Source organism: Thioalkalivibrio sp. ALgr3 (assembly GCF_000377325.1).
In the GTDB taxonomy this organism is placed as follows: domain Bacteria; phylum Pseudomonadota; class Gammaproteobacteria; order Ectothiorhodospirales; family Ectothiorhodospiraceae; genus Thioalkalivibrio.
This window is the reverse complement of the sequence record NZ_KB897983.1, coordinates 1-26,609: the sequence shown is the minus strand read 5'-3', so window position 1 is coordinate 26,609 and position 26,609 is coordinate 1. Positions and strand designations below refer to the sequence as shown.

General features: G+C 68.2%; 28 protein-coding genes and 1 pseudogene. 21 read left to right on the top strand and 8 right to left on the bottom strand.

Annotated features, from left to right (window positions below; all coding sequences use genetic code 11):
- Nucleotides 1-4: 4 nt before the first annotated feature.
- From dxs to xseB, 3 genes are read right to left on the bottom strand one after another with little or no spacing between them, the layout of a single operon-like run.
- Nucleotides 5-1,915 (bottom strand): 1-deoxy-D-xylulose-5-phosphate synthase, encoded by a 1,911-nt coding sequence (gene dxs / locus C998_RS0109425; RefSeq protein ID WP_018870618.1) that lies wholly within the window; start codon nt 1,913-1,915, stop codon nt 5-7.
- A gap of 16 nt (nt 1,916-1,931) precedes the next feature.
- Complete coding sequence (ispA, locus tag C998_RS0109420; RefSeq protein ID WP_051076738.1) at nt 1,932-2,870, bottom strand: (2E,6E)-farnesyl diphosphate synthase; 939 nt, start codon at nt 2,868-2,870, stop codon at nt 1,932-1,934.
- Nucleotides 2,851-3,135, bottom strand: a complete 285-nt coding sequence (gene xseB / locus C998_RS0109415) for an exodeoxyribonuclease VII small subunit (protein ID WP_018870616.1) — start codon at nt 3,133-3,135, stop codon at nt 2,851-2,853. The genes ispA and xseB overlap by 20 nt, the downstream gene beginning before the upstream one ends.
- A gap of 198 nt (nt 3,136-3,333) precedes the next feature.
- Here xseB and C998_RS0109410 point away from each other — a divergent pair, with 198 nt between their 5' ends.
- From C998_RS0109410 to C998_RS0109395, 4 genes are all read left to right on the top strand, one after another.
- Entirely contained in the window at nt 3,334-3,753 is a 420-nt protein-coding gene (locus C998_RS0109410; protein ID WP_018870615.1) for a rubrerythrin family protein, read from the top strand.
- Nucleotides 3,754-3,843: 90 nt separating this feature from the next.
- Complete coding sequence (locus C998_RS0109405) at nt 3,844-5,190, top strand: heterodisulfide reductase-related iron-sulfur binding cluster (RefSeq protein WP_018870614.1); 1,347 nt, start codon at nt 3,844-3,846, stop codon at nt 5,188-5,190.
- Nucleotides 5,191-5,211: 21 nt separating this feature from the next.
- Nucleotides 5,212-5,517, top strand: coding sequence for an encapsulin-associated ferritin-like protein (locus C998_RS0109400; protein WP_018870613.1), 306 nt, complete (start codon nt 5,212-5,214; stop codon nt 5,515-5,517).
- Nucleotides 5,518-5,566: 49 nt separating this feature from the next.
- Complete coding sequence (locus tag C998_RS0109395; RefSeq protein WP_018870612.1) at nt 5,567-6,178, top strand: DUF3501 family protein; 612 nt, start codon at nt 5,567-5,569, stop codon at nt 6,176-6,178.
- Nucleotides 6,179-6,289: 111 nt separating this feature from the next.
- On the opposite strand, the gene radA is transcribed toward C998_RS0109395, so the two are convergent.
- The 3 genes from radA to C998_RS0109380 form a co-directional block, all read right to left on the bottom strand.
- Complete coding sequence (gene radA, locus C998_RS0109390; RefSeq protein ID WP_018870611.1) at nt 6,290-7,639, bottom strand: DNA repair protein RadA; 1,350 nt, start codon at nt 7,637-7,639, stop codon at nt 6,290-6,292.
- Nucleotide 7,640: 1 nt separating this feature from the next.
- A complete protein-coding gene (locus tag C998_RS0109385) occupies nt 7,641-8,921 on the bottom strand; it encodes an HlyC/CorC family transporter (RefSeq protein WP_018870610.1) in 1,281 nt (426 codons plus the stop codon).
- 79 nt (nt 8,922-9,000) lie between these two features.
- Entirely contained in the window at nt 9,001-9,801 is an 801-nt protein-coding gene (locus tag C998_RS0109380; protein ID WP_018870609.1) for an inner membrane protein YpjD, read from the bottom strand.
- A gap of 133 nt (nt 9,802-9,934) precedes the next feature.
- Here C998_RS0109380 and ffh point away from each other — a divergent pair, with 133 nt between their 5' ends.
- From ffh to C998_RS0109320, 12 genes are all read left to right on the top strand, one after another.
- Entirely contained in the window at nt 9,935-11,323 is a 1,389-nt protein-coding gene (ffh, locus tag C998_RS0109375; protein WP_018870608.1) for a signal recognition particle protein, read from the top strand.
- Between the two features lie 89 nt (nt 11,324-11,412).
- Nucleotides 11,413-11,673 (top strand): 30S ribosomal protein S16, encoded by a 261-nt coding sequence (rpsP, locus tag C998_RS0109370; RefSeq protein WP_018870607.1) that lies wholly within the window; start codon nt 11,413-11,415, stop codon nt 11,671-11,673.
- A gap of 16 nt (nt 11,674-11,689) precedes the next feature.
- Entirely contained in the window at nt 11,690-12,199 is a 510-nt protein-coding gene (gene rimM / locus C998_RS0109365; RefSeq protein ID WP_018870606.1) for a ribosome maturation factor RimM, read from the top strand.
- Between the two features lie 7 nt (nt 12,200-12,206).
- Nucleotides 12,207-12,974, top strand: coding sequence for a tRNA (guanosine(37)-N1)-methyltransferase TrmD (gene trmD, locus C998_RS0109360; protein WP_018870605.1), 768 nt, complete (start codon nt 12,207-12,209; stop codon nt 12,972-12,974).
- A 9-nt stretch (nt 12,975-12,983) separates the two neighbouring features.
- Nucleotides 12,984-13,352: a 50S ribosomal protein L19 gene (rplS, locus tag C998_RS0109355; RefSeq protein WP_018870604.1), complete on the top strand. Its 369-nt coding sequence runs from the start codon at nt 12,984-12,986 to the stop codon at nt 13,350-13,352.
- Between the two features lie 43 nt (nt 13,353-13,395).
- Nucleotides 13,396-13,908 (top strand): methylated-DNA--[protein]-cysteine S-methyltransferase, encoded by a 513-nt coding sequence (locus C998_RS0109350; protein ID WP_018870603.1) that lies wholly within the window; start codon nt 13,396-13,398, stop codon nt 13,906-13,908.
- Nucleotides 13,909-14,130: 222 nt separating this feature from the next.
- A complete protein-coding gene (gene soxA, locus C998_RS0109345) occupies nt 14,131-14,940 on the top strand; it encodes a sulfur oxidation c-type cytochrome SoxA (RefSeq protein ID WP_018870602.1) in 810 nt (269 codons plus the stop codon).
- A 27-nt stretch (nt 14,941-14,967) separates the two neighbouring features.
- On the top strand, nt 14,968-15,648 hold the full coding sequence (gene soxX, locus C998_RS0109340; protein ID WP_018870601.1) for a sulfur oxidation c-type cytochrome SoxX: 681 nt from the start codon (nt 14,968-14,970) through the stop codon (nt 15,646-15,648).
- Between the two features lie 230 nt (nt 15,649-15,878).
- Nucleotides 15,879-16,568, top strand: a complete 690-nt coding sequence (gene soxX / locus C998_RS0109335; RefSeq protein ID WP_038081907.1) for a sulfur oxidation c-type cytochrome SoxX — start codon at nt 15,879-15,881, stop codon at nt 16,566-16,568.
- Between the two features lie 114 nt (nt 16,569-16,682).
- Entirely contained in the window at nt 16,683-17,576 is an 894-nt protein-coding gene (locus tag C998_RS0109330) for a 23S rRNA (adenine(2030)-N(6))-methyltransferase RlmJ (RefSeq protein WP_018870599.1), read from the top strand.
- A 33-nt stretch (nt 17,577-17,609) separates the two neighbouring features.
- Nucleotides 17,610-19,523, top strand: a complete 1,914-nt coding sequence (htpG, locus tag C998_RS0109325) for a molecular chaperone HtpG (RefSeq protein WP_018870598.1) — start codon at nt 17,610-17,612, stop codon at nt 19,521-19,523.
- A gap of 561 nt (nt 19,524-20,084) precedes the next feature.
- Nucleotides 20,085-20,567, top strand: coding sequence for a peptidylprolyl isomerase (locus C998_RS0109320; RefSeq protein WP_018870597.1), 483 nt, complete (start codon nt 20,085-20,087; stop codon nt 20,565-20,567).
- A 102-nt stretch (nt 20,568-20,669) separates the two neighbouring features.
- Here C998_RS0109320 and cydC read toward each other — a convergent pair whose 3' ends face one another.
- Both cydC and cydD read right to left on the bottom strand, forming a co-directional pair.
- Entirely contained in the window at nt 20,670-22,310 is a 1,641-nt protein-coding gene (cydC, locus tag C998_RS0109315) for a thiol reductant ABC exporter subunit CydC (RefSeq protein WP_018870596.1), read from the bottom strand.
- Nucleotides 22,307-23,995 (bottom strand): thiol reductant ABC exporter subunit CydD, encoded by a 1,689-nt coding sequence (gene cydD, locus C998_RS0109310; protein WP_018870595.1) that lies wholly within the window; start codon nt 23,993-23,995, stop codon nt 22,307-22,309. Before cydD ends, cydC begins: the two co-directional genes overlap by 4 nt.
- Before the next feature lie 205 nt (nt 23,996-24,200).
- On the opposite strand from cydD, the gene C998_RS0109305 reads away from it, so the two are divergent.
- From C998_RS0109305 to C998_RS0109285, 5 genes and pseudogenes are all read left to right on the top strand, one after another.
- Complete coding sequence (locus C998_RS0109305) at nt 24,201-24,470, top strand: (2Fe-2S)-binding protein (RefSeq protein WP_018870594.1); 270 nt, start codon at nt 24,201-24,203, stop codon at nt 24,468-24,470.
- 54 nt (nt 24,471-24,524) lie between these two features.
- On the top strand, nt 24,525-25,217 hold the full coding sequence (locus tag C998_RS0109300; protein ID WP_018870593.1) for a MotA/TolQ/ExbB proton channel family protein: 693 nt from the start codon (nt 24,525-24,527) through the stop codon (nt 25,215-25,217).
- Nucleotides 25,214-25,639, top strand: a complete 426-nt coding sequence (locus tag C998_RS0109295; protein ID WP_018870592.1) for a biopolymer transporter ExbD — start codon at nt 25,214-25,216, stop codon at nt 25,637-25,639. Before C998_RS0109300 ends, C998_RS0109295 begins: the two co-directional genes overlap by 4 nt.
- On the top strand, nt 25,636-26,058 hold the full coding sequence (locus C998_RS0109290) for a biopolymer transporter ExbD (RefSeq protein ID WP_018870591.1): 423 nt from the start codon (nt 25,636-25,638) through the stop codon (nt 26,056-26,058). Before C998_RS0109295 ends, C998_RS0109290 begins: the two co-directional genes overlap by 4 nt.
- Nucleotides 26,059-26,061: 3 nt before the next feature.
- Nucleotides 26,062-26,609 (top strand): annotated as a pseudogene (locus tag C998_RS0109285) (energy transducer TonB); the annotation flags it as partial.

Below are 26,609 nucleotides of genomic sequence, written 5' to 3'. Positions count from 1 at the left end.
GCTGTCAGCCTGCAAAGCCTAGCCGGCCGCCCGGTGCGGCGCAATTCTCCTGCCCGGCCGCGTGGCGAATCGCTGCCAGCACGCCGGCGGTATCGAGACCGCATTCGGCGAGGATGGTCTCGCGCGGCCCGTGTTCGGTGAAGCGGTCGGGGATGCCGAGGGTCTGGCAGGGGATGTCCAGCCCCTCCGCCGACAGCCACTCCAGGACCGCGCTGCCGGCGCCGCCGGCGCGGGCATGATCCTCCAGCGTCACCAGGCGGTCGTGTTCCGCCGCCAGGCGGGCCAGGCAGGCGGTATCCAGCGGCTTGACGAAGCGCATGTTGACGACCGTCGCATCCAGGGCTTCGCCGGCCTCCAGCGCCGTATCCAGCAGGGCGCCGAAGGACAGGATGGCGATGCGTTCCCCCGCACCGTCCGCGCCCGCCTCGCGACGGATCTCGGCCTCGCCCACCGGCAGCGGATCCAGACGGTCGCCCGGCTCCGTGCCCGGGCCGCTGCCGCGCGGATAGCGCACCGCGGCCGGGCCGTTCCAGGCAAAGCCGGTCGCCAGCATGCGGCGGCATTCGGCCTCGTCGGCCGGGGCCATCAGCAGCAGGTTGGGTACGCTGCGCAGCAGGGCAATGTCGAAGGTACCGGCATGGGTGGGGCCGTCCGCGCCGACGATGCCGGCCCGGTCGATGGCGAACAGCACCGGCAGATCCTGCAGGGCGACATCATGGATGACCTGGTCCATGGCCCGCTGCAGGAAGGTCGAGTAGATCGCCACCACCGGGTGCTGGCCCTCGCAGGCCATGCCGGCCGCCAGGGTCACTGCGTGCTGCTCGGCGATGCCGACGTCGAAGTAGCGCTGCGGGTACTGTTCGGAGAAGGCGACCAGGCCGGAGCCCTCGCGCATCGCCGGGGTGATGCCCAGCAGGCGCTCGTCGGCCGCCGCCTGGTCGCACAGCCACTGGCTGAAGACGTCGGTGTAGGTCGGTGCCTTCGGACCGGAGGGGGCGAGACCGTTCTCCGGTTCGAACTTGGACACACCGTGATAGCGGCAGGGGTCCTCTTCGGCCGGGGCATAGCCCTGGCCCTTGCGGGTGACGACGTGCAGCAGCTGCGGTCCGTGCCCGCCGCGCAGGTTCTTGAGGATGCCGGCCAGACCGCTGACATCGTGACCGTCGACCGGCCCGAAATAGCGAAAGCCCAGTTCCTCGAACAGCGTGCCGGGCACCAGCATGCCCTTCATGTGCTCCTCGGCGCGCTGGGCGAACGCCTTCATCGGCGGCACGAACTCCAGCATGCGCTTGGAGCCCTCGCGCATCGAACTGTACAGGCGCCCCGACAGCAGCCGGGTGAAGTACTGGTTCATCGCGCCCACGTTGGGCGAGATGGACATGTCGTTGTCGTTGAGGATGACCAGCAGGTTGCAGTCCAGCTCGCCGATGTGGTTGAGCGCCTCGAAGGCCATTCCGGCGGTCATCGCGCCGTCGCCGATCACCGCCACGTGGCGCCGGTCGAGGCCTGCGTGGCGGGCGGCCAGGGCCATGCCCGCGGCGGCGCTGATGGAGGTGCTGGAATGCCCGGCGCCGAAGGCGTCGTACTCGCTCTCCGCGCGCTTGGGGAAGCCCGCCAGTCCGCCGTGCTGGCGCAGGGTCGCCATGGCCTCGCGCCGTCCGGTCAGGATCTTGTGCGCATAGGCCTGGTGCCCCACGTCCCAGACGATCCGGTCGTCCGGGGTATCAAAGGCGTAGTGCAGGGCGATCGCCAGTTCCACCGTCCCGAGGTTGGCGGCCAGATGTCCGCCGGTGCGCGAGACACTGTCGATCAGGAAGGTGCGCAGCTCCCGGGCAATCTCCGGCAGTTCGGCGCCCGGCCGGGCGCGCAGATCGGAAGGCCACTCGATGGCATCGAGGAGGGGGGTGGCTTGCATCGCGGAGGGCACCGGCTCAGTGGATGCGGTCGACAATGTAACGCGCGAGATGGCGAAGCAAATCGGCCTCCGCATCCAGGGGTTGCAGCGCCTCCAGGGCCTGGTCGACCAGCGCCACCGCGCGTTCGCGCGAGGCTTCCAGGCCCATCAGCGCGGGGAAGGTCGATTTGTCCAGGCGCGCATCCGCTCCGCAGGCCTTGCCCAGGGTCTCCGGATCACCCTCGACGTCCAGGATGTCGTCGCGGATCTGGAAGGCCAGGCCGATGCATTCGGCGTAGTCGGTCAGGCGCGCCAGCAGGGCGTCGTCGGCGCCGCCGGCCAGCCCGCCCAGGCGAACCGAGGCGCGGATCAGGGCGCCGGTCTTCAGCCGGTGCATGCCCTCCAGCCCCGGCAGATCCAGGCGCCCGCCGCAAGCTCCCAGATCGATGGCCTGGCCCCCGGCCATGCCCTGCAGGCCGGCGGCGCGGGCCAGTTCCTGCAGCATGACCGGGGCGCGCCCGGCCGGCAGTGCCGCCGTCCCGCTCGACAGCGTGACAAAGGCCTGCGCCTGCAGGGCGTCGCCGGCGAGGATCGCGGTGGCTTCATCGTAGGCCCGATGACAGGTCGGGCGTCCGCGCCGCAGATCGTCGTCATCCATCGCCGGAAGGTCGTCGTGGATGAGCGAGTAGACGTGGATCATTTCCACCGCCGCGGCTGCGGCATCCAGCGCGTCCTGCGGGGCCCCCAGGGCCTCGCCGGTGGCATACACCAGCAGCGGGCGCAGGCGCTTGCCGCCGGAGAGCGTGGCATAGCGCATCGCCTCGATCAGCCGGGCGTCGGGTGCGCCGGCGGGATCGAGGGCTCGGTCCAGGACCCCCTCGATGCGTTCCTGATACGCGGGGATGGCCTGTTCGGGCGAGGTGGTGGCTGTCACGTCGGGCGTCCGCGGGTCCGGATCAGAAGGGCACCGGGTCATCGTCATCCGTCGCGGGCGGGGTCCCGCTGGCGGCTTCCGGATTGCCGGAGGTTTCGGTGGTCAGGGCTTCCATGCGCCGCTGGGCCTCGTCGAGGGCCCGCTGGCAGCGATCGACCAGCTGCATGCCCTGCTGGAACTCCTCCAGCGACTGTTCCAGACCCAGCTCGCCCGACTCCATGCGGGCCACCAGGGTCTCCAGGGCCTCCAGGCTGGCTTCGAAGTCGGCCGGGGTTCCGGGGGCGGGATCGGGAGTCTCGTCGGACATGGCGATTGTCGGCTGCAAAAACGGCCAAAGTACCGGATCCGCGCGTGCGTGAAAAGCACGAGGGGGCAGGTTGACAGGGCCGGGGGCAGGGCATACATTTGCGATACGGTTTAGACAGAGTCTAAATCATCCTCTGCACTCGATGCGACACTCGCTCGCTGTGTCTGTGTAGAACCCATACGAAGAAGGAGAGACATCATGGATCTGAAAGGCAGCAAGACCGAAGAAGCCCTGAAGGAAGCGTTTGCCGGCGAATCGATGGCGAACCGTCGCTATCTGTACTTCGCTTCGAAGGCGGACGTGGAAGGCTACAATGACGTGGCTACCGTGTTCCGCTCCACCGCGGAAGGTGAAACCGGCCACGCCCATGGGCATCTCGAGTACCTCGAGGACTGTGGTGACCCGGCCACCGGCCTGGAATTCGGTGGTACCGAAGCCAACCTGAAGACCGCGGTCGCCGGCGAGACCCACGAGTACACCGACATGTACCCGGGCATGGCCAAGACCGCGCGCGACGAAGGCTTCGACGAAGTCGCCGACTGGTTCGAAACCCTGGCCAAGGCGGAGCGTTCCCACGCCAACCGCTTCCAGAAGGCGCTGGACCAGCTGGACGACTGATCGTCGCGGCTCGTGTCCCGCAGCGGGGCCGGCTCAGCCGGCCCCGTCTTGTCTGCAAGAACAGAACAATCAGAACATCCGGAGGGATGAATGTCTGCGCCGACCCATCAACGTGAAGGCAGTCTCGAAGCCCCGACCCGCCATCCACTGGACTGGAAGAACCCCGAGTTCTACAACGAGGAATCGTTGTTCAACGAACTCGAGCGCGTCTTCGATATCTGCCACGGCTGCCGGCGCTGCGTCAGTCTGTGTCATTCATTCCCCACGCTGTTCGATCTGGTCGACGAATCCGAGACCATGGAAGTCGACGGGGTCGACAAGAAAGATTTCTGGCAGGTGGTGGATCACTGCTACCTGTGCGACCTGTGCTACCTGACCAAGTGCCCCTACGTCCCGCCGCACGAGTGGAACGTGGATTTCCCGCACCTGATGCTGCGGGCCAAGGCATTCCGGTTCCAGAACGAGGGTGCGAAGACCTCGCACAAACTGCTCTCCAGTACCGACACGGTGGGCAAGCTGGCGGGCATTCCGGTGGTGGCCGGCGCGGTCAACGCGGCCAACAAGAACGGAACCGTGCGTAAGCTGCTGGACAAGACCGTCGGCGTGCACCCGGACGCCCCGGTGCCCGAGTATCACTCGAACAAGGGCCGTTCGCGCGTGTCGAAGGTGTCCGGCGGGGTGAGCAACCCGGAACCGGCCGGCGCCACCCAGGGCAAGGTCGCGCTGTATGCCACCTGCTACGGCAACTACAACGAGCCGCACCTGGTCGAGGACCTGGTCAAGGTCTTCGAGCACAACGGCATCGAGGTCACGCTGGTCGAGAAGGAGCAGTGCTGCGGCATGCCCAAGCTCGAGCTGGGCGACCTGGAGTCGGTGGAGGCCTCCAAGGACGCCAACATCCCGGCGATGAAGAAGATGATCGACCAGGGCTACGACATCGTCGCCCCGGTTCCGTCCTGCGTGCTGATGTACAAGCAGGAACTGCCGCTGATGTTCCCGGACGACGCCGACGTGGCCACGGTGCGCGATCGTATCTTCGACCCGTTCGAGTACCTGATGGAGCGCCACAAGGACGGCAAGCTGAACACCGACTTCCCGGAAAAGCTGGGCAAGATCGCCTACCACGCCGCCTGCCATCTGCGCGTGCAGAACATGGGCCTGAAGACCCGCGATCTGCTCAAGCTGGTGCCGGACACCGAGATCGACGTAGTCGAACGCTGCTCCGGGCACGACGGCACCTACGGCGTGAAGAGCGAGTTCTACGAGACGGCCAGCAAGATCTGCCGGCCCGTGGTGAACCGGGTGCAGAAGGCCGAGGCGGACCACTTCTCCAGTGACTGCCCGATGGCCGGCCACATGATCGAGAACGGCATGAAGGACGACGACAAGCAGCCCGAGCACCCGCTGACGCTGCTGCGTCAGGCCTACGGGCTGTAACACCCATCAGGAGGGAAGCGAATGGCCAGTGACAGCTACCACGAACCGGTCGAGGAGCTCAGCGACGAATCGCGCGAGATGCATCGCGCCATCGTTTCGCTGATGGAAGAGCTCGAGGCGGTCGACTGGTACCAGCAGCGCATGGACGCCTGCAAGGATCCCGAACTGAAGGCGATCCTCGCGCACAACCGTGACGAGGAGATCGAACATGCGGCGATGGTGCTGGAGTGGATCCGCCGCCGGAACCCGGTGTTCGATCACGAACTCAAGGACAACCTGTGGTCCGACAAGGACTACACCGACAAAAGCCAGCATCACGACCACTGATGCCCCCCGCGCGGGTGATGTGGCTCCCGGTGCTCGAGGAGGTGAGAATATGGTAACGGAGGAAAACGTGGACAAGCTCAGCCGTGACGACCTGTATTCCCTGGAACAGTATTCCGAGGTACGGCCGAAATTCCGTCGTGACGTGATGGAGCACAAGCGTCACCGCGTGCTGCAGATCGGTCCTGCGGTCACCCTGCACTTCGAAGATCGCATGACCATGCAGTACCAGATCCAGGAGATGCTGCGGATCGAGAAGATCTTCGACCGCGAAGGCATCGAGGACGAACTGGGTGCCTACAACCCCCTGATCCCGGACGGCTCCAACTGGAAGGTGACCATGATGGTCGAATTCCCCGACGCGGACGAGCGCAAGGTACAGCTGTCGAAGCTGATCGGCATCGAGCGCGTGACCTGGGTGCAGGTGGAAGGCCACGAGAAGGTCTATCCGATCGCCAACGAGGACCTCGACCGCGAGACCGAGGACAAGACCTCGTCGGTGCACTTCCTGCGCTTCGAACTGACGCCCGCGATGGTGTCGGCGGCCAAATCCGGCGCGGCCATCGCCGCCGGCGTGGACCACGAGAACTACAACCACCGCGTGGACGCCGTGCCCGAGGGCATGCGCGAATCCCTGGCGGCGGATCTCGACGCCGTCAATTGACGGTGAGGCCAGGCCGGCCGATTAAGAAAGGGCGCCCCGGCGGGCGCCCTTTCTTATGGATTCGGAGTGGTCGTTGCCGGCTCTGCGCGGCCCGTTATGCCGACTTCCGGCCTACAGCGCGTCGAGGACCTCGCCCAGGCGCGAGACGGCGACCACCTCCATGCCCTTGATCGGCTTGCGCGGGGCGTTCGCGGCGGGGGCGATGGCGCGGGTGTAGCCATGCTTGGCGGCCTCGCGCAGGCGTTCCTCGCCGTTGGGGACCGGGCGGATCTCGCCGGCCAGGCCCACCTCGCCGAAGGCCAGCAGTTCCTGCGGCAGGGGGCGGTCGCGCAGGCTGGACAGCGCGGCGGCCAGCATCGGCAGGTCGGCGGCGGTCTCGGTCACGCGGACGCCGCCGACCACGTTGATGAACACGTCCTGGTCGAACAGGGCCACGCCGCCATGGCGGTGCAGCACCGCCAGCAGCATGGTCAGGCGGTTCTGCTCCAGGCCCACGGTGATGCGTCGCGGCTGCGAGGCGTGGCTCTCGGCGACCAGGGCCTGGACCTCCACCAGCAGGGGGCGGGTACCTTCGCGGGTGACCATCACCACGCTGCCGGGCACCGGGTTCTCGTGGCGTGACAGGAAGATCGCCGAGGGGTTGGAGACGGGCTTCAGTCCGGTCTCCAGCATCGCGAACACGCCCAGCTCGTTGACCGCGCCGAAGCGGTTCTTGACCGCCCGCAGCATGCGGTAGCGCCCGTCCGGGTCGCCCTCGAAGTACAGCACGGTGTCGACCATGTGTTCGAGGATGCGCGGGCCGGCCAGCTGCCCGTCCTTGGTCACGTGGCCGACCAGGATCACGGTGATGCCGCGCTGCTTGGCGAGCCGGACCAGGGCGGCGGCGGCATCGCGCACCTGGCTGACCGATCCCGGGGCCGACTGCGAAGCGGCGGTGAACAGGGTCTGGATGGAGTCGATCACCAGCACCCCGGGGCGCTCGCTTTCGCAGGTGGCGATGATGTTTTCCACCTGCGTCTCGGTCAGCAGGCGCAGGCCGTCCACTTCCAGCCCCAGGCGCTGCCCGCGCATGCTCACCTGCTGGGCGGATTCCTCGCCGGTCACATACAGGGTCTGTTCCGGTGGCAGGGCGGCCAGGGTCTGCAGCAGCAGGGTCGACTTGCCGATGCCGGGGTCGCCGCCGATCAGGATCACCGAGCCGGTCACCAGGCCGCCGCCCAGGGCCCGGTCGAGTTCGGAGATGCCGGTGGAGGTGCGCGGCAGCTCGCCGGTCTCGACCTCGCCCAGCCGGGTGATGCGTGCGCTCTCGCCGGCATAGCCGCCGCCGCGCGGCCCGGCGGAGGCGACCGGCGCGGCCTCCTCGAGGGTGTTCCAAGCGCCGCATTCCCCGCACTGGCCGGCCCATTTGGGCGAGGTCGCGCCGCAGGCGCGGCAGATGTACTGGGTCTTGCTGCGGGCCATGTCAGTCTTCCGGGGTGGTCGGGCTGTGGTGTTCCGGCGGGATGCGCACGGTGCGGATGGTGTTGTTCTTGATCTGCACGATGTCCATTACCACGCCGTTGATGCGCACGCTGACCGGGGCTTCGGGGATGCTCTCGAGGTGCTCCACGATCAGCCCACTGAGGGTGCGCGGGCCGTCCAGCGGCAGGTCCAGCGCCAGGGCGCGGTTGATCTCGCGCAGGTGGATGCCGCCGTCGACCATCGCCGCGCCGTCGTCCTGGAACAGCACGTCGTCGCTCATGGTCGGCGAGTCGGTGGTGAATTCGCCGACGATGTCCTCCAGCAGGTCCTCCAGGGTGATCAGGCCCTGGATGTCACCATATTCATCCACTACCAGCCCGATCCGGCGACGCTGCTGCTGGAAGTTGATCAGTTGGCGGTTCAGCGGCGTCCCTTCGGGAATGAAACAGGGTGCCGTCACCACCTGGCGCAGTTCTTCGGGGCCGAACTCGTCACGCTCGATCAGCGGCAGGACGTCGCGCAGGTGAAGAAAGCCCAGCACCCGGTCCAGCTCGCCCTCCACCACCGGCAGCCGTGTGAAACTGCCGTGCAGCAGCTGATCCAGGACCTCGTTCCACGGCTCGGTCAGGTCCAGCACCACGATCTCGTTACGCGGGATCATGATGTCCTCGACCGTGGCCCGCTCCAGATCCAGCAGGTTGAGCAGCATGCGGCGGTGGTTCGGAGGGATCAGCGAGCCCGCCTCGGAGACCACGCTGCGCAGCTCGTCCGCATTGAGGGCCGAGCGCTGGCGGGCATCCACCGGCACCCCGAACAGCCGCAGGAAATTGTTGGCCAGCAGGTTGATGAGCCATACCACCGGCCACAGCACCCGCATCAGGATGCGGTAGATTCGTGCCGCGGGGTAGGCGACCCGCTCGCTGTGCAGGGCCGCCAGGGTCTTGGGGGCGGTCTCGGCGAAGATCAGCAGGGTCAGGGTCAGCACGCCGGTGGCGATGGCCACCCCGGTGTCGCCGAACAGCCGCCAGCCGATGATGGTGGCGATCTGGGCGATCAGGATGTTGACGAAATTGTTGCCCAGCAGGATCAGCCCGATCAGCCGGTCCGGTTGTTCCAGAAGGTGTGCGGCATCCGCCGCCCCGCGGTGCCCGGTCTGGGCGCGATGCCGCATGCGGTAGCGGTTCAGCGCCATCAGTGCCGTCTCCGACCCGGAGAAGAAGGCCGACAGCAGGAACAGCACGACCAGCGCGCCGAACAGGACGGACAGCGGGATTTCTTGCAACGGGGCGACCTGCGGTCAGGGGTGGGCTGGCTCCATTTCAGGCAAGCCCCGCGAGGCTGTCAAGCGCCGGGGCAGGGGCTCAGACGCGCCCGAGGATGACCTCCAGCACCAGCTTGGTGCCGAAGTAGGCCAGTACCAGCGCGACGAAGCCGCCGGTGGTCCAGGCCAGCGCGCGCGACCCGCGCCAGCCCAGCCGCCAGCGCCCCAGCAGCAGCACCGAGAAGATGAGCCAGGCCAGGATCGACAGCACCGACTTGTGCACCAGGTCCTGAGCGAACAGGTCGTCGACGAAGATGAAGCCCGAGAGCAGGCTCAGCCCGAGGAACAGCCAGCCGATGAAGATCATGCGGAACAGCCACAGCTCCATGGAGAACAGCGGCGGCAGGTAGCGCACGATCCCGCGCGTGTGGTGGTCGTGCAGGGCGCGGTGCTGGGCGGTCATCACCGCAGCCTGCGCGGTGGATAGTGCAAGAAAAGCCCAGCCCAGGGCGGAAAACAGTACGTGCACCGCGATGCCGGCCGAGGTCGCGTAGCGGGCGTCGCCGTCGCACAGCAGCGCGGTCAGCGCGGCCAGCAGGGTCAGTGGCAGGACCACCATCCCGAGACTGGCCAGCGGGTGACGCAGGGCGGTGACCCATAGCAGGGCCGCCACCAGCCACATCGACGCCGACAGCGCATTGCCCAGGCACAGGTTCCAGCCGGTGCCGGTCGCGATCGCCGGGACCAGGGCAACCAGATGTGCGATCAGCGCCAGCAGCCACACTGCCAGCGGTCCGCGTGGCTGCCCGGCGGCCAGCGGTCGGTCGCGTATCCCCAGGGCCAGGTAGCCCAGCGCGATCAGGTACAGAAAAACGGCGATGGTTCCGGCGATCGTGGTCATGCGCGGATTATCCCTTGTCACGCCCGCGAATGCACTTCGTCATCGCGCGCTGCAGGAGACCCCCGTCACGGGTATAATGCTCGATTCGATGCGGGCCGCGCCCCGCCGATTTCATCCGCAGGAGACACGTCCCATGTTCGACGGCCTTTCCAGTCGCCTCCAGGACACGATGAAGCGTCTGAAGGGTCAGGCGCGCCTGACCGAGGACAACATCCAGGAGGCCCTGCGCGAAGTGCGCATGGCCCTGCTCGAGGCCGACGTCGCGCTGCCGGTGGTGCGCGAGTTCGTGAAGGACGTCAAGGAAAAGGCGCTGGGCAAGGAGGTCATCGGCAGCCTGACGCCGGGGCAGGCCCTGATCAAGGTCGTGCACGACGAGCTGGTCGCGACCATGGGTGGCGAGAACGCCTCCCTCAATCTGGCCGCGCAGCCGCCGGCGGTGGTGCTGGTGGCCGGCCTGCAGGGCGCGGGCAAGACCACCAGTATCGGCAAGCTGGCGAAGCTCCTGCGCGAGCGCGACAAGAAACGCGTGGCGGTGGTCAGCTGCGACGTCTACCGCCCCGCCGCGATCCAGCAGCTGGAGACCCTGGCCGGCCAGGTCGAGGTGACCTTCTACCCCAGCGATACTTCGCAGAAGCCCGACGACATCGCCACCGGTGCGGTGCAGCGGGCGCGGCGCGAAGGGATCGACGTGCTGCTGGTGGACACCGCCGGGCGCCTGCACGTCGACGAGGACATGATGGCCGAGGTGCAGAGCCTGCATGCGGCCGTCGAACCGGTGGAGACCCTGTTCGTGGTCGACTCCATGACCGGGCAGGACGCGGCCAACACCGCGCGCGCCTTTGGCGACGCCCTCCCGCTGACCGGTGTGGTGCTGACCAAGGCCGACGGCGATGCCCGCGGGGGTGCCGCGCTGTCGGTGCGCCAGATCACCGGGGTGCCGATCAAGTTCATCGGCACCGGCGAACGCCCCGACGGGCTCGAGCCCTTCCATCCGGAACGTATCGCGTCCCGTATCCTCGGCAAGGGCGACGTGGTCTCCCTGGTGGAAGAGGCCTCGCGGCAGGTCGACGAGCAAAAGGCCGAAAAGCTCACGCGCAAGCTGAAGAAGGGGCGCGGCTTCGATCTCAACGATCTGCGCGAGCAGCTGGATCAGATGGAAAAGATGGGCGGCATGGGCAGCATGCTGGAAAAGCTGCCCGGCGGCGGCAAGATGCAGGAGGCCATCAAGAATCAGGCCGGCGACAAGGAGATCCGCCGCATGCGGGCCGTGATCTCCTCGATGACCGACGAAGAACGCCGCCACCCGGACATCATCAAGGGGTCGCGCAAGCGCCGCATCGCCGCGGGTTCCGGCTGCCAGATCCAGGACGTCAACCGCCTGCTCAAGCAGCACACCCAGATGAGCAAGGCGATGAAGAAATTCTCCAAGGGCGGCGCATCGAAAATGATGCGGGCCCTCGGAGGACAAATGGGCGGCATGGGCGGCCCTGGAGGCCCCGGAGGGGGCCTGCCGAAACGCTGACGACGGGGCTTCGGCCTTGTCTTGGCGCTGCAATTCGTTATAATCGCGCGTTTTCTCGCGAAACCGAACTTCACGGGGTTCAAGACTTCATGCTTACAATTCGTCTGTCACGCCGCGGCGCCAAGAAGCGCCCCTTCTACTCGATCGTGGTGACCGACTCCCGCGCCCGCCGCGACAGCGGCTACATCGAGCGCGTCGGTTTTCACAATCCGGTTGCCCGCGGTCAGGAAATCCCGCTGAAGATCGACCTCGAGCGGGTCGATTACTGGCTGAGCCACGGCGCCGGCATGTCCGAGCGCGTGGAGCACCTGGTCAAGGGGTACCGCAAGCAGCAGGCTGCGGCGGCCTGACCTCCGGGAGACGCAGGTGAGCGAGGCGGGTGAGCGCATCCGCGTCGGACGCGTCTCCGGGGTCTACGGCGTCAGGGGCTGGGTCCGGATCTTTTCCGAGACCGAGCCGCGTGACGCCATCACCGGTTTCCCCCGCCTGTGGATGAAGCAGGCCGAGGGATGGCGGCTGGTGGAGATTGAAAGCGGCCGCGCGCACGGCCCCGGCGTGGTCATCAAGTTCGCCGGGGTGGCCGATCGCGATGCCGCCTACGGACTGATGGGGGCCGAGCTGGCGATCGAACGCGAGTGGCTGCCCCCGGCGGAAGAAGGCGAGTATTACTGGGCCGACCTGCAGGGCCTGTCCGTTGAACATGTCGACGGCACGCCGCTGGGGACGGTCACCGGTTTCATGGAGACCGGCGCCAATGACGTGATGGTCGTGAGCGGTGAACGCGAGCGGCTGATCCCCTGGGTGCAGGGTCCGTACATCCTCGAGGTCGATCTCGAGGGCGGACGGATCCGGGTGGACTGGGATCCGGAATACTGACGCGGCGATGCGCTTCGACGTCATCACCCTGTTCCCGGAGCTGGTCGCATCCGTGACGCAATGGGGCATCCCGCGCCGGGCCGTGGAGGCCGGGCAGATGGACCTGCGGACCTGGAATCCCAGGGACTGGGCCAGCGGGGTGCACCAGGCGGTGGACGACCGGCCCTATGGCGGCGGCCCCGGCATGGTCATGCAGGTGCCGCCGCTGAAGGGGGCGCTGGACGCCGCCCGGGCCGATGGCCGCGAGGCGCTGCACGTGGTCGCGCTGACCCCGCAGGGACGGCCGCTGGATCAGCAGCGGGTCCGGGCCCTCGCGGCAAGACCGCGGGTGGCGCTGGTCTGCGGCCGCTACGAAGGGATCGACGAACGCTTTATCGAAGCCGAAGTCGATGAAGAAATCTCGCTGGGAGACTACGTGCTCTCCGGCGGGGAACTGGGCGCCATGGCGATCATCGATGCCTGCGCCCGCCTCCGGCCCGGGGTGCTGGGGCATGCGGATTCCGCCGAGCAGGATTCCTTCAGCGAGGGCCTGCTGGACTGTCCGCACTACACCCGGCCGGAGGAACTGAACGGACACCGCGTCCCCGGCGTCCTCCTTGGAGGCGACCACGGCGCGATCCGCCGCTGGCGCCGCCGTGAGGCGCTGGGGCGTACATGGAGCCGCAGGCCGGATCTGCTGGCCCGGCTCGAACTGGGGGGCACGGATCAGGCCCTGCTGGACGAATACCGCGAGCGTCACCCGCGAGGTGGCGTCCGCTCCGAGAGCGATGATTGAGGTCGAGCAATGAATAACGTCATTCAGCAACTGGAAGCCGAGCAGATGAAATCCGATGTCCCGGATTTCGGCCCGGGCGATACCGTGGTGGTGCAGGTCAAGGTGCGCGAAGGAGAGCGCGAGCGCCTGCAGGCCTTCGAGGGCGTAGTGATCGGCAAGCGCAACCGCGGCCTGAACTCCGCGTTCACCCTGCGCAAGACCTCCTACGGCAACGGAGTGGAGCGCACCTTCCAGACCCACAGCCCGCAGATCGCCGAGATTCAGGTCAAGCGTCGCGGCAAGGTCCGTCGGGCCAAGCTGTACTACCTGCGCGATCGTACCGGCAAGGCCGCGCGCATCAAGGAAGACGTGCGCGCCCGGGCCAAGGGTCGCGGCTGACCCTCCGGGCCGCGGTTGGTCCCGCGGACCCCCGCGCGAGCGCATGCAAGGCCGGCGCTGCATCCTCCCGGGTGCATCGCTGGCCTTTGTGTATGCCTGCGACCCTGAAAACTCCCTTCTCCTGCTCGGCTGGGAAGGCCATGAGACGCGGGTTCCCGTCCCGCTGCGCCTGCCCTTCGCTCCCGAGGTCTACGCCCGGGACCCGCGTGCCTGGGTTCCGCCCGATTGCCTGCCGCCCGGCAGCCCGCATCAGCAACGGGTCTGGCACGCGCTGACCCGCATCCCCGTCGGCGAAACCCGCACCTACGGCCAGATCGCCCGCGCCATCGGCTCCTCGCCGCAGGCCGTGGGCCAGGCCTGTCGTGCCAATCCCTGGCCCCTGTTCATCCCCTGTCATCGTGTCCTGCCGGCCGGCGCCGCCCCCGATCGCGGATCCGCGGGGGGATACGCCGGCCAGGTTGCGGGCCCCCTGGCCGCCGCCAAACAGGCCCTCCTGCGCCACGAAGCCAACCGGCAAACCGAAATCAACGGGAACTTTTTGCAAAAAGGGGAATAGATCCGTTCCCCGGGGCGTCTGCCTATCGGTGCCGGACTGCAAGAACCCTTGAAAAACAGACTTTTAGGAAACGCTAATATAGCGTTTGTTTGTTGACACGGTGTTCACGCATTCCGCACTCTGCAGCGTAGGTTCGGGCGACGGAGACCCGGGCCCATCGAATAAAACCGTGTGATGGAGGTTTCCATGTTCAAGAAAGCATTGCTCGCCTTGCCCGTAGCAATGGCGGTCGGGGGCGCTGCCCAGGCCGGCGAATGGCAGGACCCGACCGATGTCCTGCAGAAGCTGCTCGACGCCAACCCCGATTCGGCGTATCTGCATCAGAGTGAGCAGAACATCATGATGATGCCGGACAACCCCGCCCTGTGGGTGGCGGAAGACGGCGAGCAGCTGTTCTACGAGGAGCGCGGGCCGAACAACGCATCGCTGGAATCCTGCGACTTCGGCAAGGGCGAGGGCGTGCTGGAAGGCGCCTACGTGGAGCTGCCGCGCTACTTCGAGGACGTCGGCAAGGTCATGGATTTCGAGCAGCGCCTGGTGCACTGCATGAAGGAAATCCAGGGCTTCGACGCCGATGACGCGGCCGTCGCGCAGCGCCACGGCAGCGGTTCGGACATCATGCAGCTGACCACCTATATCGCCATGGAGTCTTCCGGCATGGAGTGGCAGCCGCAGAACGATCATCCCGAGGAACAGGCGATGATCGCGGCCGGCGAGAAGCTGTTCTTCCGTCGCGGCGGAGCTCAGGACTTCAACTGCGCCTCCTGTCACGGTCAGTCCGGCAAGCGCATTCGTGCGTCGGTCCTGCCCAAGATGCGCGATTCCCAGGAATGGACCAAGGCGGTCTCCTGGCCGGCCCAGCGTGCCGGGCACGACAACGTCCGCAGTCAGAACCACCGCATCCGTGGTTGCGTGTGGCAGATGCGCCACGCCGGCATCCGGCCGGACTCGATGGCCAACACCGCGCTCATCGCTTTCTGGAATGACGCGGCCCGTGGCGAGCCGGCGATCCTGCCCGACCTGAAGCGGTAACCCCGGACGCAATAGGAGACAGCAAGCATGTTCAAGAAAAATACTGTTGCGGCCGGTGTGGCCGCCTTTGCAACCGTCGCGCTGGCAACGGGCTGCGCCGTGGCCGAGGGCAACAAGTCGGACGACGTCGACATCACTGCGATGAGCGCGGACGAGCTGGCCGAATACATGATCTTCGAGTCGGACAGCTTCCGCTATGACCAGGTCCCGCAGGAAGGCGGTACCATGGAAGAGCGCATGACCCAGGACGAGATCCAGGCGGCCTGCTCGATCGAGGGTGACCCGGACGGCGAGACCGCCGGCCGCGTGGTGGCCCTGGCCCGCGAGCAGTACGAGGCCCCGGAAGGCGACATCGAGCTGGGCGACTGGGAGCGTGGTGAAGAGCTGGCGTTCTCCGGCTACGGCTATCGGATCGGTCACCGTACCGATGACCATTCCACCCGCGAAGCCGGCGGCAACTGCGTCAACTGCCACGTGTTCGATCCGGAAGGTCCCACGCAGGGCACCATCGGGCCGAGCCTGGTGAACTACGGCGCAACCCGCGGCGACAGCCAGGCCATCCGGGAATACGTCCATCAGGTCATCCACAACCCGCACCAGTACTTCCCGTGTGCGGAAATGCCCCGGTTCCAGGGCCTGCTGAGCGAGGAGCAGATCAGCCACATCATGGCCTATCTGCTGGATCCGGAGTCCCCGGTCAACAACTGATCCGGGGCAGCCGCAAGGCTGCATGACGATCCGTTCGGCGGATCGTGACCCGGGCCGCCGCGTTCCTCGCGGCGGCCCCCTCCCGGGGCATTCGCCACGGGACCAGACATTATTCACCATCGCACCCGCGATCCGGGGTTAACCGGGCGCCGCCGTGCACCCTGCCGGTGCCGCCGGTGTGGCTGCGGTCGCGAGTTCGGCGGCGAAACGGAATCGGGGAGACATCAGGGATGCCAGGCCACAGGGTACGTTGGGGGTTGCCGCTTGCCGTGTCGGCGGCGTTGTTCACCACGGGGTGTCAGTTCTTCGGCGACGCCGACGAGGGCGAGATCGACATCGCCTCGATGGAGACGGACGAACTGGTTGAACATATCGTGTTCGAATCGGACAGTTATCGACTGGACCAGCCCGTTCAGGAAGGCGGTTCGGCCCGCGGGCGCATGGAGCAGGATGACCTGCAGCGTGCATGTTCCGTAGTCGGAGGGGAGCTTCCGGACGATCAGGTGCAGGAGGTGATCACCCTCGCCCGGGAGAGCTACGAGGCACCCCCCGGGGGGCCACGTCTGGGTGACTGGGAGCGGGGCGCAGAGCTGGCCCGTTCCGGCTACGGGTTCCGCGTGGGGCATCGCAACGACGACCATTCCACGCGCACTCCCGGCGGTAACTGCTACGCCTGTCACCAGATGGACCCGAACGAGCCGGTTTATGGCACGATCGGGCCGAGCCTGGCCGGGTACGGGAACGGCCGGGGTACCGACGAGGCGTCCCTGCGGTATGCGCATGAGGTGATCTCGAATCCTCACCAGTATTTCCCCTGTACGGAGATGCCCCGGTTCGGTTCCAACGAACTGCTGAGCGAGCGGGAGATCAGCCACATCATGGCCTATCTGCTGGACCCGGAGTCCCCGGTAAACCAGTAAACTGCCCCCGCAGCGGGCGCCGCGCTCCGTGACCCGGAGCCGGCCGCAAGGAAGTCCAGCCACCGTGGTCCGCCGCGGTGGTTTTTTTATGGCCGGGGCGAAAGGGAGCGAGCCATGCTCAGCTATCAGCACGACTACCACGCCGGCAATTTCGCCGATATCCACAAGCATCTGGTGCTGCGCGCGGTGCTGGCGGCATTGCAGCGGCGGAACAAGCCGTTCGTGGCGCTCGATCTGCATGCCGGGGCCGGGGTTTATGACCTGGGCGGCGAGCGGGCGCGCAAGACCGGCGAGGCGGCGCTCGGCATCGAGCGCCTGCGCGCCTGTGCCCGCGAAGCCGCGCTGCCGGAGGCGGTGACCGGGTTGCTCGAGACCGTGCAGCAGGTGGCCGGGACCGACGGGTATCCGGGATCACCGGCGTTGATCCGCGCGTCCCTGCGCGAGAATGACCGGCTGGTGGCGTGCGAGATGCACCCCGAGGCCCACGAACGCCTGCAGCGCGCGTTCGCCGGGGATGCGCGCTGCCATGTGCACCGGCGCGATGCGCGCGAGGCCGCCCGCGGGCTGTTCCCGCCGCAGCCGCGGCGCGGGTTCGCCCTGCTGGACCCTTCGTATGAACGCCCGGCGGAATACCGCGAAGTGGCGGAGATGGCGGAGACCATCCTGGCGCGCTGGAACACCGGGATGGTGCTGATCTGGTATCCGGTGCTGGCGGGGCGTCCCGATCACCCCCTGATGGAACGGCTGTGCACCCGGAGCATCCCCTGGGTGCGCAGCGAACTGCGCCTGCGTGATGATCCCGGCGTGGAGCGCGGGGCGCATCCCGGGCTCGCAGGCTCCGGCATGCTGGTGCTGCGTCCGCCGTGGCAACTGGAAGAAGAGCTGGCCGCAACGCTGCCCGCGGTGCTCGGCTGTCTCGATCCGGAGGGCGAGGGGGCGCTTTATCGAGCCGAGGGGCTTGAAGAAGGCGGCGGCGACCCCACCCTTCGGCGTGTTGCCAATGTCTGAACCCATCCGAACCCATCACGGAGTCGTAATCCCATGACCGAAACCCGGACCGAGCAAGCCGCCGGCGCGGAAACCCGCCAGTTCGAGACCGAGGTCAGCCAGCTGCTGCAGCTGATGATCCACTCGCTGTATTCCAACCGCGAGATCTTCCTGCGCGAGCTGATCTCCAACGGCGCGGACGCCTGCGACAAGCTGCGCTTCGAGGCGACCGCGAACCCCGACGAGATCCCGCAGCCGGCCGAGCTGCACATCGACGTGGACGTGAACAAGGATGCCCGCACCGTGACCGTGCGCGACAACGGCATCGGCATGTCGCGCGACGAGGTGATCCAGCAGATCGGGACCATCGCCCATTCGGGTACCCGGGCCTTCCTCGAGAAGCTGACCGGCGACCAGCAGAAGGATGCCCAGCTGATCGGGCAGTTCGGGGTCGGGTTCTATTCCTCGTTCATCGTGGCTGACCACGTGCGCGTGGAGACCCGGCGCGCGGGCACCGGGGTCGAGGCCGGCACGCGCTGGGAGTCGAAGGGCGATGGCGAATACACCCTGGCCGAATGCGAGCGCGCGGAACCGGGCACCGAGATCACCCTGACCCTGAAGGAAGACGCCGACGAGTTCCTCGAGCCGATGCGCCTGCGCCACGTGATCGGGCGCTACTCGGACCATGTGGCCTTCCCGATCCGCATGCGCCAGCAGGACGACGAAGGCAATCCGACGGACGACTGGGAGACCGTCAACCGCGCCAGCGCGCTGTGGACGCGGCCGAAGAGCGAGATCTCCGACGAGGAATACCGCGAGTTCTACAAGCACGTCGCGCACGATTTCGAGGACCCGGTGGCCTGGACCCACAACCACGTGGAAGGCCGCCAGGAGTACACCACGCTGTTCTACATCCCGGGGCGCGCCCCCTTCGATCTGTGGGATCGCGATGCGCGCCACGGGGTGAAGCTGTACGTGAAGCGCGTGTTCATCATGGACGACGCGGAGAAGCTCCTCCCGAACTACCTGCGCTTCGTGCGCGGGGTGGTGGATTCGTCCGACCTGCCGCTGAACGTCTCGCGCGAGATCCTGCAGGACAACCGCCTGGTGGATTCCATCCGGTCCGGCTCGGTGAAGAAGATCCTCGGCCTGCTGGAGAACATCGCGAAGAACGAACCGGAGAAATACGCCGGGATCTGGGACAACTTCGGTCGCGTGCTCAAGGAAGGCCCCGGCGAGGACTTCGCCAACCAGCAGCAGATCGCGGGCCTGCTGCGCTTCGCCAGCACGCACAACGACGATGACACGCAGAACGTCTCCTTCGCCGACTACAAGGCCCGCATGAAGGAAGGGCAGGACGCGATCTACGTGATCAGCGCCGACAACGCCGCCGCCGCGCGCAACAGCCCGCATCTGGAGGTGTTCCGCAAGCACGGCATCGAGGTGCTGCTGCTGTCCGACCGGGTGGACGAATGGCTGCTGTCCAACCTGCGCGAGTTCGACGGTACGCCGATCCGGAACGTGGCCAAGGGCGACCTTGATCTCGACAACATCATCGGCGAGCAGGATTCCGACGACGCGGACAACACCGAGGACCGGAAGGATGACGAGCTGGGCGACCTGCCCGAGCGCATCCAGGGCGCGCTGGGTGACCGGGTCGACTCCGTGCGCCCGTCGAAGCGGCTGGTGGACTCGCCGGCCTGCATCGTCCTCGGCGAGCACGAGATGGCGCTGTATCTGCAGGAGCTGCTGAAGCAGGCCGGACAGGAGACCTTCTCCTCGAAGCCGGTACTGGAGGTCAATGCGCAGCACCCGCTGGTGGAGCGGCTGAAGACGGCGGAAGGCGACGACTTCAACGACCTCGCCTCGCTGCTGTTCGAACAGTCCCTGCTGGCCGAGGGCGGGCAGCTGGAGGATCCGTCCGGGTTCGTGCAGCGCCTGAACCGGTTCCTGCTGCAGGCGGCCTGAGCGGCCGCCCGTCGCGGACTCTGTACGCAACGCATGCGCCGGGCTCCTGCCCGGCGTTTTTGTTTGCGGCAGGTCCCGGCGGCCTGCGTGTCCTGCCAGTACCGGGAGGCGGCCGGCACCGTGACACCGTGGCCGTCATCGCGACCCGCCAGGTTCTCCCTCCCCCGTCATCGCAAGTCGCCAAGCCTCTCCTGCCCCGTCATCGCGAGTCGCCAAGCCTCTCCTGCCCCGTCATCGCGAGTCGCGAAGCGACGTGGCGATCTCCGGCCGAAGCCAACCGGATCCTGTGTGCAGCCAGCTTCGGCCGATTGCCACGTCGCCTTCGGCTCCTCGCAATGACGAGGACCAGTGGCTCCTCGCAATGACGAGGACCAGCGGCTCCATGCAACGACGAGGACCAGCGGCTCCATGCACGGACGAAGACCAGTGGCTCCATGCAATGAGGGGGAAGTTTCCCTGTGACAGGGAACGGCGTTGCCTGAACACCGTGGCCGGGGCCTGTGACGCGAGGGGGGCGGTCACGTTACCCTGTCGGGCCATATCTCAAGAGAGCAAAGCCCAATGCAAGTCGCGCAGAACTCCGTGGTGTCCATCCACTACAAGCTCACCAACGACTCCGGTGAGACCATCGACAGCTCCGAAGGCCGCGAGCCGCTGGCCTACATGCACGGCAACGGCCAGATCGTGCCGGGCCTCGAGCGCCAGCTGGAAGGCAAGGCCGCCGGTGACAAGGTCCAGGCCACGGTGCCGCCGGAAGAAGGCTACGGCGAGAAGATCGACGCCATGGTCCAGGAAGTCCCGATGGAGGCCTTCCAGGGCGTCGACTCGATCGAGCCGGGCATGCAGTTCCAGGCTCAGACCGAAAACGGTCCGCTGACCGTGACGGTCACCAAGGTCGAGGGCGACACCGCCACGGTGGATGGCAACCATCCGCTGGCCGGCCAGACCCTCAACTTCGACGTCGAAGTGGTGGACGTGCGCGAGGCCTCCGCGGAAGAGCTGGAACACGGTCACGCCCACGGGCCGGGCGGTCACGAGCACTGATCCTGCCCGCCGGACCGGCCCCCGCCGGTCCGGGACCCCCGGCGGTCGCAGCCCCGCGGTCGCCGGGTCTTTCTTCCCTCGCCTGTTCTCCCGAAAACGTCCCTATAGCGCCAGCCGTGGCCAGTGCGCCGGCATGCGCCGGGGTGCGTGGGTCACGATGACCGTCTGCCGCGCCTCCAGCCAGGGCCCGATGCGCTCCAGGATCGCCGCCTCGGTGGCTTCGTCCAGTCCTGCAAAGGGTTCGTCCAGCAGGGCAACCGGCCGGTCCTGCAGCAGCAGCCAGGCCAGCGCCACCCGGCGTGCCTGCCCGCCGGAGAGGTTGCCGGCATCTTCGCCCAGCGGATACTCCAGGCTGTAGCCCATGCGCTGCAGAAGCGGCGCGATGCGCACCTGATCCAGCACGGCCCACAGGCGGTCGGCGGGCAGATCGGGGCGGCCGAGGCGCAGGTTGGCGGCCAGGCTGTCGTCCAGCAGGCGCACGCGCTGGGGCAGGTAGCCGATCACCCGGTGGCGGGTGTCGGGATCCAGCGTGGTCAGATCCTGCTCGCCCCACCGCAGTTCGCCGCCGGTGGGTGCCAACTCGCCGGCCAGGGTCTCCAGCAGGGCGGTCTTGCCGCGCCCGCTGATGCCGTGGATCACCAGCGGATAACTGGGTTCCGGCCGGATGTCCAGCGGGCCGGCCAGCGGGCGGTCGGCGCGGAAGCCGACGCTCAGGCCGCGCGCTTCCAGCGGGCCGGGGGGCAGTTCGACGGGTTCTGCCCCGGCGGGCTCCGGACCCTCGGCTTCGGCCTCGGTCTCGCGCAGGCGCCGCGCCGCTTCCAGGCTCTCGCCGAGGCGCCACCAGGCGCCGGGCAGGCTGCCCAGCGCCTCGTTGAGGCCCAGGGTCATCAGGGTGAGCAGCACGGCGACCGGCCCGGAGATCAGCCCTTCGGCGTAGGCATGCAGCGCGTAGCCCAGCATGGCGAGGGTGGTCAGCATCACCACCAGCTGCACGCCCTGTTCGCCCAGCACCCCCGCGCGTTCCTGGGTCAGGCGCCGCGCGGCTCCCTCACGGGCTCGCCGGGCCAGGGCCGCTCGGCGTTCCTCCAGGCGGCCAAACGCAGTCAGTTCCGGCAGCCCGCCGAAGTAGTCCAGCAGCGCCACGCGCTCATTCGATTCTTCCTGCACCAGCCGGCGGCCGAGACGCCGACCGGCCGCCGCCGCAAGCCCGGCGGTGATCAGGGTGATCGCGGCGGCCACCAGCAGAATGACTGCGGCGAGCGGCGGGGCCAGCCACAGGGCGATCGCCACGGCGCTGACCAGCGCCAGCAGGGCCCCGACCATCGGTCCCACCACCCGCAGCGGGATGGCGTCCAGGGTGTCGATGTCGCTGGTCAGGCGGGCCTGCAGGTCGCCGCTGCGCAGACTCGCCAGGCTTCGCGCCGGCCAGCGCGCCAGCTGGCGGAAGGTGGTCGCGCGCAGGTCGGCGAGGATGCGCAGGACCGCTTCGTGTCCGGTCACGCGCTCGAAATACCGGGCGATCGTGCGCAGCACCGCCGCCGCACGTATCCCGCCGGACGGTGAATAGATGTCCAGGGTGGCCAGCATGCCAGCCCCGGCCAGGGCCGTGGCGGTGATGAACCAGCCCGACAGGGCGAGCAGCACGATGCCGCTGACCCAGGTCACCGCCAGCAGCAGCCAGGCCAGCAGGCTCCAGCCGAGGCGCGAGGTGAACAGGCGTTGCAGGTATTCACGGTCCGTCATGCGAGGCTCTCCACGCGGCCATCGGCCAGCCGGACCACCCGGCTGGCACGTTCCCTGACGGCCTCGCGGTGGGCCGCGATGACCAGGGTGATGTCGTGCTCGGCGGCCAGGGCGAACAGGGTGTCCAGCAGGGCGGCCTCGGTCGCCTCGTCGAGCGCGCTGGTGGGTTCGTCCAGCAGCCACAGCGGATGCCCGGCGAGGATCCCGCGGGCCATCGCGATGCGCTGGGCCTGCCCCCCGGAGATTCCGGTGTTGCCTTCCCCGATGGCGGTATCCAGCCCGTCCGGCAGCTGCGGGTCATCGACCGGCAGCCCGGCGCGGGCGAGGGCGTCGTGCATCGCCGCGTCGCTTACCGGTTCGGCGCTGGCCAGTTGCAGGTTGTCGCGCAGGCTGCCGTGGAACAGGTGGGCGTCCTGGCCGATCCACACGAACCGCTGCAGGTCGTCGGCCACGCGGATCTCGCCGCCGGCCGGTCGCAGGAAGCCGGCCAGCAGCGCCAGCAGGGTGGACTTGCCGGAGCCGCTGGGGCCCGTCACCGCCAGGTGTTCCCCGCGTCCGATCTGCAGGTCGATGTCGTGCAGGGCCGGTTGGGCGGTATCCGGATACTGCACCTGCACTCCGGCCAGGTGTACCGCCGTGCGCGGGCTGTCCGGCGCCCCGGGCGGGGCGGTGGCGGGGCCACCGGCCGGCTGCAACAGGGGCGCCAGGGACTCGGCCGCGGCCAGCGCGGCAGCCCGGTCGTGATAGCTCTGCGCGAACTGGCGCAGGGGCAGGAAGTATTCGGGCGCCAGCACCAGGATGAACAGCCCGGTGAACAGGGTCAGGCTGCCGGCCGGACCGTAGTCGATCGCCCCGAACAGGCCGAAACCGATATAGATGGCCAGCAGGCCGATGGCGACCGCGCTGAAGAATTCCATGATCGCCGACGACAGGAACGCGACCCGCAGCACGCGCATGGTCAGGCGGCGGTGTTCGTCGCTGGCAGCCACCACCGCCTCGCGGGCCGCCTGCGTGGCGCGCGCGCGGCGCAGAAAGTCGAGGCTGCGCAGGCGGTCGAGGAAGTGCCCGGCGAGGCGGTTCTCCTCGTCCTGCTGGCGGCGGTGGATCTGTTCGGCGCCCATGCCGACCAGGGCCATGAAGGCGGGAATCAGCGGTGCCGAGAGCAGCAGCAGTCCGGCGGCGAGCCAGTCCAGCCAGGCCACCGTCAGCAGCAGCACCAGCGGGGTCAGGATCACCATGTGGGTGCCGGGCAGGTAGCGCGCGTAGTGGCCGGTCAGGTCTTCCACTCGCCGCAGGTAGTGATCGACCCAGGCCCCTGACGGCGCGCGGTGCGCCAGATGCACGGGGCCGTCGCGCCGGGCCGCGTCCAGTAGTTCCTCGCGCAGTTCACGCTTGACCGCATCCGCCAGACGATGGCCGGCGCCATCGCGCAGGGCCTGCAGGGCATAGCGCAGCACCGCCGCCACCGCCGCGCCCGCCAGCACCATGCCCAGTGGCAGGCGTTCCGGTGCGAACAGCGCCATGTGGACCGCCCAGGCGATCAGGCCGGCCAGGGCCACGGTGGCCAGGGTGGCGCCCAGCCCGGCGGCGGTGGCGCCCAGCAGCCAGTGGCGGTGCGGACGCATGCGCGCCTGCAGCCAGGGGCCGGGGCGCGGAAGGCCGGAGTCGGGGGCGTCGGCGGGCATCGAAATCCTTCCGTGACGGGGCGGGGTCCGCGGGTCCGGGGCGGCCCCGGGACGGAAATTCGAAACTAATCCATAAGAAGATGCTGATCAATGGACCCGGCAACGGGTGGGGCCGACACACCTGAAAAGAATAGTGTTGAAAAGCATTCTCATTAGCGGTAATGTCGCCTCATCCACCCATTGCCAGGGGCCGGAGCCGTCAAAGATGATTGTATGTGTCTGCAATGCCGTGCGCGAACGCCAGATTCGGGAGCTGGTGGCGCAAAGCGATACCCGCGTCCGTATGCGCGATCTGCGCGAACAGCTGGGTGTGTGCGGTGATTGCGGCAAGTGCGCACGGCGGGCCCGGGGGATCCTGCGCGACTGCGCGGATCGCGCGGGCCAGCCGGTGGCCGGACACGCTCCGGCCGGGGGCTTCGCGGGCATTCCGGTGACGGCCGGGACCACGGCAGCGGGGGCCTGCACGGCCACCTAGGATCGGTCCGGTGCGCCGCGCGCGCCCCTTCAGGCAACGAATTCGGGATCCAGCATGAATGCATTGATCGAGTCCCTGGCGGGCGAGCGCTTCGCCGGGTTTCTGGACGCGGGCGGGCCCGTGGTGGCCATCCTTCTGGTGGCGTCGGTGGTGGCACTGGCGTTCGTACTGGTAAAGCTCTGGCAGCTCTGGCAGCTGCGGGTGACCGACGTGCGTCCGGCCGAGCAGGCCCTGGAGCTGTTCCACGGCGGGGATTCGGAAGCCGCCATTCGGCATGCCGAAGCCACGCCCAACCCCGCAGCGCGCGCAGTGGCGCGTGGTATTCGCGGACTGCGCTCCGGCGTGCCCGAAGCCACCGTACGGGAAGAGGTCGTGCGGTATGGCAACGCGACCATCCAGTCCCTGCGCCAGGGTCTGCGGCCGCTGGAGGTGATCGGTGCGCTGGCGCCGCTGCTGGGCCTGCTGGGGACGGTCATGGGCATGATCCGGGCCTTTCAGGCGCTGGAAGAAGCCGGCAGCCAGGTGGATCCGGCGATCCTGTCCGGCGGCATCTGGGAAGCCCTGCTGACCACCGCCGTGGGCCTGGCCGTGGCGATCCCCGTGGTGGCCGCGCTGAACTGGCTGGAGACCCGCGTGGAGCGGGTGGCGCATCGCATGGATGACGCGGTCACGCGGCTGTTCACCGGCCAGCTGATGACCCCGGCCCCGCGCGAGAAGGCCGCGGATGCGGAGCCCGCCAGCCAATGACCGGTGACCCGGCGGAACAGCCGACGCTGGACACCGGTCGCCCGCGCCGGCGTAACCTGATCAGCCTGACGCCGCTGATCGACGTCGTTTTCATCCTGCTGGTGTTCTTCATGCTCGCCTCCAGTTTCCTCGACTGGCGCGCCGTGGAGCTGGAGGCCCCGGCCGAGGCCGGGGGAGCCGGCTCCATGGAAGGCGCAATGCTGGTGGAGGTGCGGCCCGATGACCTGCGTCTGGGCGGCATTGCGGTACCCGCCGCTGAACTGCGCGAACGCGTGTCCGCGCGGCTGGCGGAGGACGCCGACACCCGCGTGCTGGTGATGCCGGTGGCCGGGGTGAACATGCAGCGCACCGTCGAGATCCTCGAGGCGCTGGCCGATGCCGGGGTCCGCGACCTGTCCGTGATCCGGGAGGGCGGCTCATGATCGGGCAGCGTCGCCATTTCCACGTCGCGCACCGGCCGCGCAACGACGACGAGAGCATACTGCCGCTGATCAACATCGTGTTCCTGCTGCTGATCTTCTTCATGGTGGCGGGGCAGCTGAGCGCGGTGGATCCGTTCGAGGTCGAGCCGGTGGAGTCCGCGGTGGATGGCCAGCCCGGCCCCGACGAATTCATGGTGATCGTGGGCACCGAGGGGCGTCTGGCGGTCAACCAGGACGAGATCGATCTCGAGGGCATGGCGCGTCTGGTGGGTGAGCACCTGCAGCGGCACGGCGATGCGGCGCGGGTGCGGGTGAAGGCCGATGGCCGCGCCGAGGCCGTCGACGTGGTCGGCATTCTCGAACGCCTGCGCGAGGCGGGCGTGGAGCGTATCGATTTGCTGACCGTGCCGGAGACCTGAAGCATGCAGCCCGGCATTCGACACTGGGTGGTCGCACTGATCCTGGCCGTGGTGCTGCACGGACTGGTCGCGATGGCCCTGTTGCTGCGCGAGCCGCCCACCGGGGCCGAGGACGCCGGGGTCGGCGGCCTGGAGATCTCCATGGCGGCCGGGGGCTCCGCACCCCCGGCCGCCGCGGCGGAGCCGCCCGCGGAGACGGCCGAGGCCGAACCGGTCGAGCCCGAAATGCCCGAGCCCGCCCCGGCCGAGCCGGTCCGGCCGGAGGAGGCCGAGGCTCGGGAGCCGGAACGCCAGCCGGTCCGCCAGGCGGAGGAGGTCGAGCCCGAACCCGAGCCCGAACCTGAACCCGAGCCGGAACCCGAGCCGGAACCCGAGCCCGAGCCGGAGCCCGAGCCCGAGCCCGAGCCCGAGCCCGAGCCCGAGCCCGAGCCCGAGCCCGAGCCCGAGCCCGAGCCCGAGCCCGAACCGGAACCCGAACCGGAACCCGAACCGGAACCCGAACCGGAACCCGAACCGGAACCCGAACCGGAACCCGAACCGGAGCCCGCTGG